Origin of the sequence: Jiangella aurantiaca (assembly GCF_004349105.1) — a bacterium.
Taxonomy (GTDB): domain Bacteria; phylum Actinomycetota; class Actinomycetes; order Jiangellales; family Jiangellaceae; genus Jiangella; species Jiangella aurantiaca.
Genome location: NZ_SMLB01000001.1, coordinates 193,108 through 207,073, shown reverse-complemented (window position 1 = coordinate 207,073; position 13,966 = coordinate 193,108). Strand labels below are relative to the sequence as shown.

Below are 13,966 nucleotides of genomic sequence, written 5' to 3'. Positions count from 1 at the left end.
GCGGGCTCAGCCGCGCCGGCGGGCGCGCGCCATGGCCCGCTCGGCCTCGCGCTTGGCCTCCCGCTCGGCGATGGTGTGCCGCTTGTCGTAGGACTTCTTGCCTCGGGCCAGCGCCAGCTCGATCTTCGCGTAGCCGTCCTTGAAGTACAGGGACAACGGCACCAGCGTGAACCCGGTCTCGCGGGTCTTGCCGATCAGCCGGTTGATCTCGTCCTTGCGCAGCAGCAGCTTGCGGGAACGGCGCGGCGCGTGGTTGTTCCAGGTGCCGAGGTCGTACTCGGGGATGTGCACGTTGCGCAGCCAGACCTCGCCGTCGCGGACCTCGGCGAACCCGTCGACCAGCGACGCCTTGCCCGCCCGCAGCGCCTTCACCTCGGTGCCGGTCAGGACGATGCCGGCCTCGTAGGTGTCGTCGATGTGGTAGTCGTGGCGGGCCTTGCGGTTCTGGGCCACCACGGTGCGTCCGCGCTCTCGTGCCATGCCCCAAGGATCGCATCTCCGGAGCCGCCGAGACGACTGCGTTTAGCGGCCGAGATGGTTCATGGGGTTCACGCGCTCGCCGCCGACATAGAGCATGAAGTGCAGATGGCAGGCGGTCGAGCTGCCGGTCGTGCCGGAGTACCCGATGACCTCGCCCTGCGAGACGCTCTCGCCGTCGCTGACGGCGAACCGGGACAGGTGGCTGTACGTCGTGACCATCCGCCGGTGGCTGATCGCGACCTGGTTGCCGTACGCGCCCCGGTAGTAGGCCCACTCGACGGTGCCCGCGGCGGCCGCGCGGATCGGCGTGCCGCAGTAGGCCCGGAAGTCGGTGCCGTCGTGCAGCTTGTAGATGCCGGTGACCGGGTGGACGCGCATGCCGTAGGGCGAGGTGACGTACGGGTTCGCGGTCGGGTAGGCCAGCGTGACGGACCCGCCGTCACCACCGCCGTCGTCCTGGTTCTCCTCGGCCTCCTGCTCGGCCTGCTCCTGCTGCTGTTGCTGGATCGCGGCGATCTCGGCCTCGATCTGGTCCCGCTCAGCGGCCCATGCCGCCGTCTGTTGCTGGTCCGCGGCCTGCGCCGCCTGGGCCGCCGTCACCGCGCCGTCACGAGCCGCGACCAGCTGGTCGACCTGCGCCTTCGCCGCCGCGGCGGCGTCGCTGGCGGCCTGCGCCGCGGCCCGGGCCGCCTCGGCCTCCTGCTCACGCTGCTCCGTCGCCTGCAGCGTCGCCGCTGCCAGCTGACGGGCCTCCTCGGCCGCCGCCTCCAGGTCTTCGAGGACGACCCGTTCGTTCGCGAGCTCGGCGCGGTCCACCTTGAGGTCGGACATGATGCTGTTCTCGGCGGTCAGCACCGACGTCGATGCCGCCGCGCGCGCGGCCAGCTCGTCCATACTGTCGGCCTGCATGAGAATGGTGAGGCTGGCGAGATCGGCACCGACGCCGCGCGTGTACGCCTGCACGGCGACCTGGCTGATCGACGCCCGCTTGCCGTCGATCCGCTCGGTGACGTCGTCGATCTTCGCGATCTGGTCCTCGACCTTCTGCTCGGCCTCGGCCAGCTTCTCCGCCGCCGCCTCATCGGCCGCTCGCGCCGCGGCGACCTCGCCGCGCGCGACCTCGACCTCGTGCTCCGCCGCGGCCAGGCCCTGTTCGGCGGTCGCCAGGCTCGCCTCCGCGGCCGGCAGCTGCGCCGTCGCCGCCTGATACGCCGCCGTGGCGTCGGCGAGCGCTTGGGTGGAGTGGGCGAGCTCGTCCTGGGCGTGCGCCAGGCTGTTCTGGGCGTCCTTCAGACGTTGTTCGGCGTCGGACGTGGCCCCCGCCTGGTTCAGACCGGTGCAGAGAACGCCGATGGTGACAGCCAGTACGGTCAGCCGTCGCACCCAAGCCGTCTCTCTTGTCACAGTCTTCACAGCGGCCCCCTTCGCACCACTCGTGCACGACCGTAACACCAATCACTCTGGCCGCGAAGGAGGCCGGGATAACTACATCACTGTCATTTCTGCGGCGACCGCACAAGAGGGGCAAGTGGCGCGAAACGCCGCCGGCGCAAATGAGGCTCTTCTGCCCGATCCGTGGGTCGGTCGCGTTCGGCTAGCCGGGGATGCCGCGTCGGCCGGGGGTTGCCACGTCCACCGTCCCCCTGCCGCCCATTGTCTTAGCCGCAGCTATCAGGGGACGGGGCGAGTCTGGGCACACCTCGACCCCGCGCAGCCGTGGTTCGGTGTGGCGCTGCTGTCTGTGGACAGCGATGATCATCCACGATCGCGTACACCACCAGGATTACCCGAGCCGCACCACGATTGCAGGCGTGTTGAGGCTCGAGACAACCTCATGATGCCCTCCGGATCACTGGGAAATCTCACCACGTGGACACCAGCGAACCGCACCCAGCACAGGCCGCGGACTTGGGGCGCGCGTGCGCGGGCCAAGAGAATGGGCGGCAGGGGGACGGCCAACGCCGCACCCCCCGGCCGATGACCCACGGATGCGTCAGAAGAGCCGTAAATGATCACGTTGAGTAGGGGTGTACTCGCTCTACCAGGCATGCATCACACCTAGTGAAGCGTGAAGACTCCTAGTCCGACGCCCAACGCACCGTGCGCTGCTAGACGCGGAGGTAGCGGCGGAGCGTGATGAAGGACGCCAGCATCGAGAACAGCACGCCGGCCACCAGCAGCCACGGGGTCGCCGCCCAGACGTCGGCGCTGTCGACCCACGAGGTGAACTGGAGGTTGGGCGCGATGAACCGGCCGACGATGAGCTCCACACCCACGAACAGGGCGATGACGCCGAGCACTGAGCCGAGCAGCCCGGCGATCGCCGCCTCCAGGATGAACGGGAGCTGGATGTAGAAGTTCGACGCACCGACCAGGCGCATGATGCCGGTCTCGCGGCGCCGGTTGAACGCGGCCAGCCGGATCGTGTTGCCGATCAGCAGGACCGCCGCAATGATCTGGATGACGGTGATGGCGAACGCGACGAGCTGGAAGCCGTCGAGGGTCCGGAAGAGCGGTTCGAGCAGCTGCCGCTGGTCGGTGACCTCCTGCACACCGGGCAGGCCGGACACCGCCGAGACGACGCCGTCGTACTCCTCGGGGTCTCGCAGCGCGACACGGAAGGACTCAGGGAGCTGGTCGGGCGTGATGATGCCGCCGATGTCGGAGTCGTCGAACTGCTCGCTGAACCGCTCGAACGCCTGCTCCTGGTTCTCGTAGAAGACCTCGTCGACCTCGGGGTGCGACTCCAGCGTCTGCCGGATGGTGTCGCGCTGCGCGTCGGTGACGGCACCGTCGGCGCAACCGGCTCCGGTGGAGAACTCGTTGCACATGAACACCGAGATCTCGATGCGGTCGTACCAGTAGCCCTTGGTGGTGTCGGCCTGGGACCGGATCAACAGCCCGGCGCCGAGCATCGCGATGGAGATGGCCACCACGATGACGAGCGCGATGGTCATCGTGAGGTTGCGGCGCAGGCCGGTCGTGATCTCGGACAGGACGTACTGGAAGCGCATGGTTTCTTCCGGGTCGGCGGGTCGGGACGAAGGGCGGCGTCAGCGGGTGTAGCCGTAGACGCCGCGCGACTGGTCGCGGACCAGCTTGCCGTGCTCGAGCTCGATGACGCGCTTGCGCATCTGGTCGACGATGGACTGGTCGTGGGTGGCCATGACGACGGTGGTGCCGGTGCGGTTGATGCGGTCGAGCAGCTTCATGATGCCGACGCTGGTGGCTGGGTCGAGGTTGCCGGTGGGCTCGTCGGCCAGCAGGATCAGCGGCCGGTTGACGAACGCCCGCGCGACGGCGACCCGCTGCTGCTCACCACCGGAGAGCTGGTCGGGCAGCCGGTCCTCCTTGCCGTCCAGCCCGACGAGCTCGAGGACGGCGGGGACGTCGCGGTTGATCTGGCGGCGCGGCTTGCCGATGACCTGCAGCGCGAACGCGATGTTCTCGAACACCGTCTTGTTCGGCAGCAGCCGGAAGTCCTGGAACACGGTGCCGATGCGGCGGCGCAGGTGCGGGACCTTCCAGTTCGACAGCCGGTGGAGGTCCTTGCCGGCGACGCGGATGCGGCCCGCCGTCGGCTTCTCCTCGCGCAGCGTCAGCCGCAGGAAGGTGGACTTGCCGGAGCCGGACGGACCGACGAGGAAGACGAACTCGCCCTTCTCGATTTCCAGGGACAGGCTGTCCAGCGCTGCCTGGTTCTGCGTCGGGTACAGCTTGCTGACGTTGTCGAAAAGGATCACGATGCCTCGCCGATGTGGATGTCAGACGCTCCTGCGATGGCCCTGACCGCCTGAAGCTCGTCTGTGAGTGTACGTCCGGATGTGACCGCACGCTGGGAGAACCAACGCGGCGTGGCGCCCCGAAGGTTCCCGTACGGCAGCAGAGAGCTCACTGCGCCTCGGCCTGCTCCTGCTGCTTGCGCCAGCGGATGCCGGCCTCCAGGAAGTCGTCGATCTGGCCGTCGAACACCGACTGCGGGTTGCCGACCTCGTGCTCGGTGCGCAGGTCCTTCACCATCTGGTACGGGTGCAGGACGTACGAGCGCATCTGGTCGCCCCACGACGCCTTGACGTCGCCGGCCAGCTCCTTCTTCTGCGCCTGCTCCTCCTCGCGGCGCAGCAGCAGCAGCCGGGACTGCAGGACGCGCATGGCGGCGGCGCGGTTCTGGATCTGCGACTTCTCGTTCTGCATCGACACGACGATGCCGGTAGGGAGGTGGGTGATGCGGACGGCGGAGTCGGTGGTGTTGACGCTCTGCCCGCCCGGCCCGGACGACCGGAACACGTCGATGCGGATGTCCGTCTCGGGGATGTCGACGTGGTCGGTGGTCTCGATCAGCGGGATCACCTCGACCGCGGCGAACGACGTCTGCCGGCGGCCCTGGTTGTCGAACGGCGAGATGCGCACCAGCCGGTGCGTGCCCGCCTCGACGGACAGCGTCCCGTAGGCGAACGGCGCCTTGACCTCGAACGTCGCCGACTTCAGGCCGGCCTCCTCGGCGTAGGAGGTGTCGAGGACCTCGGTCTTGTAGCCGTGCCGCTCGGCCCAGCGCAGGTACATGCGCAGCAGCATCTCGGCGAAGTCCGCGGCGTCGACGCCGCCGGCGCCGGAGCGGATCGTGACGACCGCCTCGCGCTCGTCGTACTCGCCGGACAGCAGCGTGCGGATCTCGAGGTCGGAGATGACCTTGCGGAGGTCGTCGATCTCGCGCTCGACCTCGGCCATCGCACTGGCGTCGCTCTCCTCGCGGCCCAGCTCGACCATGACGGGGAGGTCCTCGATGCGCTGCCGCAGCTCGGTGACCTTGCGCAGCTCGGCCTGCAGATACGACAGCTGGCTCGTGACCTGCTGCGCCTGCTCGACGTCGTCCCACAGGTCCGGCGCGGCCGCGTGCGCCTCGAGGTCGGTGATGCGCTCCCGCATCTTCTCCGGCTCGAGGACGTTCTCGATGCTGGCCAGGGTCTGCGAGAGTTCCGCGATCTCGGCGTCTATGTCACGTGCTGCCACGTCGCACAAGGGTACGCGCTCCGGCGCCGGTCGCCCGCATACCTGTGCCCGACGAGGCCGAGGTCACGCCCAATGGGGTGCTCCCGGGGCCGGAGGCCCGCCGCCTGACGTCAGTCCTCGCGGGACGGACCCGCGGCCAGCGGCTCGGGCAGGCCGGCGACCTCGGCGACCTGGCGGATGCTGGACTCGAAGATCGCGTCGCGCAGCTCCTGCGGCATCCACTCGAGGTGACCGTAGGCCTCCAGACCGGCGAAGCCGTGCACGTTGGACCAGCAGAACAGCATGGCCTGGAACGTCTCCGGCGGGATCGGCGGGCCGTCGATCGCGGGTGATTCCGTCGGCTCATGGTGCTCGGCCAGCAGTCCGGCGATGACGCCGTCGTCGTCGTGCAGCTGCGGCGGCCGAAGCACGCCCGCTTGAGCCGCCTCGTAGAACAGCGCCTTGAGCTGCGCCATCGCGCGCCGGGCGGCCTCTGTCGTCGGCCCCTCCTCGGGCGCCTGGTAGCCCGGGACGGGCAGCCCGAAGATCAGCGCGAACCTCACCGGCTCCTCCCGGGCCCAGCGCCGGTACGACTCTGCGACGGCGACGAAGCGGGCGCCGGGGTCGTCGAGCGGGACCTTGTCGCGGGCCTCCGCGACGGCCTCGCCGAGGTCGTCGTAGGCGTCGACGATGAGGCCGGTGAGCAGCTCGTCGCGGTCGGCGAAGTAGCGATACAGGGCCGGCGCCGTCATGCCCATGAGCCGGGCGATGTCGGAGAACCGGAAGTCGGTGGTGCCCTGCTCGCGCATCAGCCCCATCGCGGTCTGCTTGATCTCGTCGACGGTCGCGGCGCGAGCGCGTTCTCGCCGGGAAGGCGGCCGTTCCGGCTCGGCGCCGGGTTCCGGGTTCTGGCCTACCACCTGCGCCCACCTCCTTGTGTTCGTCCTGATGGCGGCAATGCGTGAAGCATCGTCACAGACGTGAAGTCTCTTGACAAGTTTAGCTCCATCGTGTTTGTTATGACGCATAACAGTGCTGACGTAACGTCACGTAACGCATCGAGGGGCAGGACGATGAACGAGTCCACGACCACCGACGGAGAGCGGACCGCCGCCGCTCTCCCACGACCTGGCGTGCTCGGCCGGCTGGCCGGCGCCTCCTATCGCCGCCGCGGCCGCGTGGTCGCCGCCTGGGTACTGGCCATCGCGGCCGCGTTCGGGCTGTCGGCGGCCTTCTCCGGTGACTTCACCGCCGACTACTCCGCGCCGGGCTCCGACTCGCGTCAGGCGCAGGACCTGCTGGAAGAGCGCTTCCCGGCGCAGTCCGGCGACACCATCGACGTCGTCGTGCGCGCTGAGGGCGGGGTCGCCGACCCCGCGGTCCAGGCCGACGTGACCGCGCTGCTCGACCAGCTGCGCACCCAGCCGCACGTCGTCACCGTCGACGACCCGTACACGACGCCGGGCGGCATCAGCGAGGACGGCGACATCCTCGTCGCGACCGTCAACCTCGACGTCGTCCTGCCCGACGACATGCCGGTCGAGGAGACCGAGGAACTGATGGCGCTGGCCGACGCCGCGGAGCGGCCCGGCCTGGAGATCGCTCTCGGCGGGCAGACCGTCGCGCTTGCCGAGCAGGGCGAGATCGGCTCCGAGGCGATCGGCATGGCGGCCGCCGCGGTGATCCTGCTGATCACGTTCGGCACGGTGGTGGCCGCCGGATTGCCGCTCGTCGTCGCGGTCGCCGGGCTGGCGCTCAGCGGCCTGCTCACCGGGCTCGTCGCCGCGGTGGTCGACGTCCCGGACTGGTCGACCGCCCTGGCGACGATGATGGGCATCGCGCTGGGCATCGACTACGTGCTGCTCATGGTCACGCGGTTCCGCGAGTGGCGCGCCGCCGGGCTCGACCCCGAGCGGGCCACCGTCGCGACGCTGGACACCGCCGGCCGAGCGGTCATGGTCGCCGGAAGCACCGTCATGGTGAGCATGCTCGGCCTGTTCGCCATGGGCCTGTCGTTCATGCAGGGCGCCTCGCTGGTGACGATCGTCGCCGTCCTCGTCGTCATGGCGGCGGCCGCGACGCTGTTCCCCGCGCTGCTCGGCTTCTTCGGGACGTGGGTCGACCGGCTGCGGCTGCCGCTGGGCCGCCGGAGGACGGCGCAGCTGGCCGCGGGCGGGCACGTCGAGCCGTCGCGGACCTGGCTGCGCTGGGGCCGGCTGGTCGACCGGCACAGCATCGTCGCGACGGTGGTCGGCGTCGGGTTGCTGCTGGCGCTGGCGGCGCCGTTCCTCGGCGTCCGGTTCGGCTTCCCCGACGCGGGCAACAACGAGGAGGACCGCTCGTCGCGGCAGGCCTACGACCTGCTGTCCGAGGGCTTCGGCGCCGGCGCCAACGGCCCGCTGCTGCTGGTCGCGGACCTGGAGTCGCCGCGTGACGCCGACGCGCTGCCGGCGCTGGGCGAGGCGGTCGCGGCCACACCGGGGGTCGCCGCCGTGATGCCTCCGGTCGTCAACGAGGCCGGCGACGCCGCACTGCTCACCGTCCTGCCGACGACCGGCCCGCAGGACGCCGCCACCGAGGACCTCGTCCACGCCCTGCGCGACGACGTCCTCCCTGGCGCCGGCGTCGAGGTGCACGTCGGCGGCGTCACGGCCACGTCCATCGACTCGACGGAGAACACGGCCGAGCGGCTGCCCCTCCTGATCGGCGGCGTGGTGGCGCTGTCGATGCTGTTGCTGCTGGTGTCGTTCCGCAGCATCGTCATCCCGATCACCGCCGCGCTGATGAACCTGCTCTCCGTCGCCGCCGCCTACGGCGTGGTCGCGCTGGTGCTGGAGGGCGGCTGGGCCGGCCAGCTGATCGGCATCGACACCGAGACGCCGATGCCGGCGTTCATCCCCGTGCTGGTCTTCGCGGTGCTGTTCGGGCTCTCGATGGACTATGAGGTGTTCCTCATCAGCCGCATGCGCGAGGCGTGGACGCGGACCGGCGACAACGCCCGCGCCATAGTCGAGGGGCTGGCCGGCACCGGCCGGGTCATCACTGCCGCGGCGGCGATCATGGTGGCGGTGTTCGCGGCGTTCATCCCGAGCCCGGAGGTGTTCCTCAAGGTCATCGGCGTCGGCATGGCCGCCGCGATCCTCGTCGACGCCACCGTCGTGCGGATGCTGCTCGTCCCGGCGGTCATGCACCTGCTCGGCCGGGCCAACTGGTGGCTGCCGGCCTGGCTGGAGCGCCGGCTGCCGCAACTGCACGTCGAGGGCCGGCCGGAAGTGTACCTGGCCGACGTGGACGGTGCCGGCCGGCGGGCCGACGAGCCGGAGCTCGCCCCCGCGCGCTGACGCTGAGCTGCACAACGGGCCGAACGGAGGACGGCGGTCGCCCAGGTGGGTGGCCGCCGCCTACGTCGCGTCGGGGCGGAGCAGGCCGCGGACGGCGCGGAGGCCGACCGACAACCGGGCGAGGTCGAAGCTGTCGCCCTCGACGATCTCGCGGAGCATGCCCTGGGTCCGGGCGACGACGACCTCGTCCTGCGCCGCCCAGGCCTCGACCCGGTCCTGCGGAGCGGCCTCCTCGTGCGTGTGCTGGATGACCTGCGCGGTCAGCGCCGCCTGCACGGCGTGGAGGTCGTCGCGAAGGGCGGCGCGGGCCATCGTCTGCCAGCGGTCGCGCCGCGGCAGCGAGATGATCCGCTCCAGCAGCCGGCCCAGCTCGAGGAACGCGCCCAGAGTGAAGTGCACCCGGGCGACCTCGAGCAGGTCGGTGCCGGTGGCCAGCGAGTTCTCGACCATGCCGAGCCCGGCGTAGGCCGGCGGCAGCACGGCCACCCGGTTGGCCAGCGGCTCCGGCACGCCGTCGGACGTCAGCGACTGCAGCCGCTCGTGGTAGAGGTCGAGCTCGCGGCCGGACAGGACGTCGGGCAGCGCCACCAGCAGCCGGGCGATCGGCTCCTCGAAGAATCCGATCTGCCAGGCGATGTCGATGGGTGGCCGGCGGTTGACGGTGAGCCATCGGGTGGCCCGCTCGGTGATCGTCCGCCCCTCCAGCCGCATGCGGGTCTGGACGTCGAACGGCACGACGTTGTCCAGCTCCTTGATGGCGGTCATGAGCTCCGGGATCTGGAAGACCACGCCGCCGACGATGTGCGCGCGGGCGAGGTCCTCGACCGTCCCGCCGGTCTCCATGCCCAGCCGGTATGCGAACGTCGTGCCGGCGGTGTTCACCAGCTCGTTGACCACGACGTTCGTGATGATCTCGCGGCGCAGCGGGTGGTCGTCGATGGCCTCGCCGTAGCGGTCGCGCAGCGCACTCGGGAAGTACGCGTGCAGCGCGGCGCCGAGGTACGGGTCGTCGGGCATGGCGCTGGCCAGCAGCTCTTCGTACATGAGGTTCTTCGTGTAGGCGAGCACGACGGACAGCTCCGGGCTGGTCAGCCCCTTACCGGCGGCCATCCGCTCGGCCAGCTGCCGGTCCGTCGGCAGCGCCTCCAGCGCGCGGTCGAGCTTGCCTTGGCCCTCCAGCTTGGCGAGGTAGGACCGGTGGACGTGGGCCAGGTTCGCCGCCTGGTGGACGCCGTTGGCCAGCGCGATGTTCTGCCCGTAGTTGTGCGCCAGCACCAGCTCGGCGATCTCGTCAGTCATCTCGGCCAGCAGCTCGTTGCGCTGCTTCTCGGTGAGGTCGCCGGCCCGCACGATGCCGTCGAGCAGGATCTTGATGTTGACCTCGTGGTCGGAGGTGTCGACGCCGGCGGAGTTGTCGATGGCGTCGGTGTTCACCCGGCCGCCGGCCTGGGCGAACTCGATGCGGCCGCGCTGGGTGAGGCCGAGGTTGCCACCTTCACCGACCACCCGGCAGCGCAGGTCGCCGGCATCGATGCGGATGGCGTCGTTGGCCTTGTCGCCCACCTCGCCGTGCGACTCCGTCGACGCCTTGACGTAGGTGCCGATGCCGCCGTTCCACAGCAGGTCGACGGGGGCGCCGAGGATCGCGTGCATCAGCTCCGGCGGCGTCATGGTCTCGACCGACGGGTCGATGCCCAGCGCCAGCTTCGCTTCGGCCGACAGCTTGATCGTCTTGGCGGTGCGCGGATACACGCCGCCGCCCTCGCTGATCAGCTTGGGCTCGTAGTCGTTCCAGCTCGACCGCGGCAGCTCGAAGAGGCGACGGCGCTCGGCGTAGGACTCCGCGGGGTCGGGGTCGGGGTCGAGGAAGATGTGCCGGTGGTCGAACGCGGCCACCAGCTTGATGTGCTCGGACAGCAGCATGCCGTTGCCGAACACGTCGCCGGACATGTCGCCGATGCCGACGACGGTGAAGTCCTCTGCCTGGATGTCGCGGCCGAGCTGGCGGAAATGCCGCCGCACCGACTCCCAGGCGCCGCGGGCGGTGATGCCCATGGCCTTGTGGTCGTAGCCGGCCGACCCGCCGGACGCGAACGCGTCGCCGAGCCAGAAGCCGTACTCCTTCGACACGTCGTTGGCGATGTCGGAGAACGCCGCGGTGCCCTTGTCGGCCGCGACCACGAGGTAGGGGTCGTCGCCGTCGTGCCGGACCACCTTCGGCGGCGGGACGATGCTGCGGTCGGCGGCGCGGTTGTCGGTGATGTCGAGTATGGCCCGGATGAACGTCTTGTAGCACTCGACGCCCTCGGCCAGCCACGCCTCGCGGTCGACGGCGGGATCGGGCAGCAGCTTGCCGACGAAGCCGCCCTTAGCGCCGACTGGCACGATGACGGAGTTCTTCACCGCTTGCGCCTTGACCAGGCCGAGGATCTCGGTGCGGAAATCCTCGCGCCGGTCGGACCAGCGCAGGCCGCCGCGGGCGACGGCGCCGAAGCGCAGGTGGACGCCCTCGACCCGGGGCGAGTAGACCCAGATCTCGTACATCGGCTTCGGGTCGGGCAGGTCCGGCAGCGACCGGGAGTCCAGCTTGAAGCTGGTCACCGTCTGCGGACCGCCGACGCTGGCGCGGTAGTAGCTGGTCCGCAGCGTGGCGTTGACCAGCCGCAGGAACGAGCGCAGGATGCGGTCCTGGTCGAGGCTGGCGACCTGGTCGAGGGCCTCGCCGATGCGCTCGGTGAGCTGCTCGGCCGCCGACTGCCGGGCCGCGCGACCGGTGTCGTCGTCGCCGTAGCGGTCGGGGTCGAACCGGATCTCGAACAGGTCGACGAGCATGCGCGCCACCTCGACGTGGCCGGACAGCGCCTCCTCGAGGTAGTTCTGGCTGAACGTCGTGCCGGTCTGGCGCAGGTACTTGGCGTACGCGCGCAGGATCGACGCCTGCCGCCACGACAGTCCGGCCTGCGGCACCAGCGCGTTGAACCCGTCGCTCTCGGCGTCGCCCCGCCACACCGCGGCGAACGCCTCTTGGAACAGCACCTTGAGGCGGTCGGCGTCGGTGGCGCGCAGCCCGCGGTAGCGCAGCCCGAAGTCGTAGATGTACGCCGTCGACTCACCGTCGGGGCCGCGCCGGACGATCTCGTACGGCCGCTCGTCGACGACCTCGACGCCCATGCGCGACAGGATCGGCAGCACCTGGGTCAGCGAGATGGGCCTGCCCGTGCGGTAGATCTTGAACCGGCGGTCGGTGGCGAGCCCGCCGACCGGCTGATAGAGGTTCATGCCCAGGCCGTTCGCGGCGGGCAGCTCCTCCAGGCGGCGGACGTCGGCCACCGCCGTCCGCGCCGGGAAGTCGGCCTTGTAGCCCTCGGGGAAGCCCTGGCGGTAGCGCCGCAGCAGCTTCGCCGCGCCCTCCTCGCCGACCTGCTCGGCCAGCGCGTCGGACAGCTCGTCGCCCCACGACCGGGTGGCGCCCACCAGCTGCTTCTCCAGCGCCGCGACGTCGATCTCCGGCAGACCCTGGTCGCGCTTCATGCGGACCACGAAGTGCAGCCGGGCCAGGGCAGACTCGCCGACCCGGGCCGTGAAGTCGATGGAGACGCCGTCGGTGGCGGCCAGCAGGAGGCGCTGGATGCGCTCGCGCACGTCGGTGTTGTACCGGTCGCGCGGCAGGTAGACCAGGAACGAGAGGTACCGGCCGTAGTCGTCGCGCCGGATGAACATGCGCAGGTGACGGCGTTCCTGCAGGTGTACGACGGCGAGCGCGGTGGGCAGCAGCTCCTCGACCGGGATCTGGAACAGCTCGTCGCGCGGGTACGTCTCGAGCACCCGCAGCAGGTCCTTGCCGGAGTGCCCGGACGGCGCGAACCCGGCCTGTTCGATGACCTCGGAGACCTTGCGCCGCAGCACCGGGATGCGCAGGACGCTCTCGGTGTACGCCGCCGACGTGAACAGGCCCAGGAAGCGCCGCTCGCCGACCACCTCGCCGGCCTCGTCGAACGACTTCACCCCGACGTAGTCGAGGTAGGCCGGGCGGTGCACCGTCGCCTTCGAGTTGGCCTTGGTCAGGATCAGCAGCTGCTTCTCGCGCGCCTTGGCCCGCACCTCACGCGGCAGCTTGCCGAACGAGCCGGAGAGGTCCTGGTCGGAGCGCAGGATGCCCAGGCCCGTGCCGGTGACCGCACGCAACACGTCCTCGCCCTCGACCACGTCGAGCTGGTACTCGCGGTAGCCGAGGAACGTGAAGTGATCGTCGGCCAGCCAGCGCAGCAGCTCGCGGGCCTCCTCGGCCTCAGGCGACTTGATCGACGACGGCGGCTGCTCCAGCTCCTCGGCGATGTCGATGGCTCGCTGGCGCATGCGCGGCCAGTCCTCGACCGCCTCGCGGACGTCGCGGAGCACGTCGCGCAGCATCCGCTCGATGGCGGCCTGGTCGTCAGGGTCGTCGGTGCGGTCGATCTCGACGTGCATCCACGACTCGACGATGGTGTCGGGGTCGCGGCGAGGGTCGTTCTCGTTGAGGTCGAGCACCTCGACCAGCTGGCCGGTGATGTCGCGGCGGACCACCAGCTGCGGGTGCACGACGAGGCGGAGCGTGTGGTCGTGCTCGGACAGCGCCATGGTGACGGAGTCGACCAGGAACGGCATGTCGTCGATGACGACCTCGACGATGGTGTGCCCGGACGCCCAGCCGTGCTCGTCGATGGTGGGCGTGTAAACGTTGACGACGGCGGTGCCCTGCGGGCGGAGCTGGGCCGAGCGGCGGTGGGAGGCGGCGACCCCGTACACGTCGACGACGTCGCGGTCGACCAGGTCCTCGGCGGCGACGTGCCGGTAGTACCGGCGAAGGAAGGCCTCGTCCTGGTCGCGGCTCCCGCGGTCGCCGACCAGCGCGGCCTTCGCGAGGAGCTCGGACTTGGCTTCGTCGAGCCGATTACGCATGATCCACCAACCCCCGAGTGCCAGACCCCGCACGTCGTTGTACGGAACCTCTCAGAACCTTAGTAGCTCGCTGGCGCGGCCGCTCGCCGGACCCCGATCTCATGATCATCCGCCGCCGGAACGGCCCTCCACCAGGCATGTTCCCGCTTCCCCAGGCATGCATGCCTGCCGAAGCGTGAACAGCCCTGCTTAGCGTGATCATCAAGGATCGCCTGCAT

General features: G+C 70.3%; 8 protein-coding genes. 1 reads left to right on the top strand and 7 read right to left on the bottom strand.

From position 1 onward, the window contains the following. Nucleotides 1-6: 6 nt before the first annotated feature. From smpB to E1262_RS00755, 6 genes are all read right to left on the bottom strand, one after another. The gene (gene smpB / locus E1262_RS00780; protein WP_119660296.1) at nucleotides 7-480 is read right to left on the bottom strand and encodes an SsrA-binding protein SmpB; all 474 of its coding nucleotides are present in this window, start codon (nucleotides 478-480) and stop codon (nucleotides 7-9) included. A gap of 42 nt (nucleotides 481-522) precedes the next feature. Further along, entirely contained in the window at nucleotides 523-1,863 is a 1,341-nt protein-coding gene (locus E1262_RS00775) for a M23 family metallopeptidase (protein WP_132101127.1), read from the bottom strand. A 725-nt stretch (nucleotides 1,864-2,588) separates the two neighbouring features. Continuing rightward, nucleotides 2,589-3,494, bottom strand: coding sequence for a permease-like cell division protein FtsX (gene ftsX / locus E1262_RS00770; RefSeq protein ID WP_132101126.1), 906 nt, complete (start codon nucleotides 3,492-3,494; stop codon nucleotides 2,589-2,591). Between the two features lie 39 nt (nucleotides 3,495-3,533). Then, nucleotides 3,534-4,223, bottom strand: a complete 690-nt coding sequence (gene ftsE, locus E1262_RS00765) for a cell division ATP-binding protein FtsE (RefSeq protein ID WP_132101125.1) — start codon at nucleotides 4,221-4,223, stop codon at nucleotides 3,534-3,536. A gap of 148 nt (nucleotides 4,224-4,371) precedes the next feature. Then, a complete protein-coding gene (gene prfB / locus E1262_RS00760; RefSeq protein ID WP_132101124.1) occupies nucleotides 4,372-5,490 on the bottom strand; it encodes a peptide chain release factor 2 in 1,119 nt (372 codons plus the stop codon). A gap of 110 nt (nucleotides 5,491-5,600) precedes the next feature. After that, nucleotides 5,601-6,389, bottom strand: coding sequence for a TetR/AcrR family transcriptional regulator (locus tag E1262_RS00755; RefSeq protein WP_162605702.1), 789 nt, complete (start codon nucleotides 6,387-6,389; stop codon nucleotides 5,601-5,603). A 153-nt stretch (nucleotides 6,390-6,542) separates the two neighbouring features. On the opposite strand from E1262_RS00755, the gene E1262_RS00750 reads away from it, so the two are divergent. After that, the gene (locus E1262_RS00750; RefSeq protein ID WP_162605701.1) at nucleotides 6,543-8,810 is read left to right on the top strand and encodes an MMPL family transporter; all 2,268 of its coding nucleotides are present in this window, start codon (nucleotides 6,543-6,545) and stop codon (nucleotides 8,808-8,810) included. Nucleotides 8,811-8,870: 60 nt separating this feature from the next. Here the strand turns inward: E1262_RS00750 and E1262_RS00745 are convergent, their stop codons facing one another. Next, on the bottom strand, nucleotides 8,871-13,748 hold the full coding sequence (locus E1262_RS00745) for an NAD-glutamate dehydrogenase (protein ID WP_132101121.1): 4,878 nt from the start codon (nucleotides 13,746-13,748) through the stop codon (nucleotides 8,871-8,873). Nucleotides 13,749-13,966 lie beyond the last annotated feature (218 nt).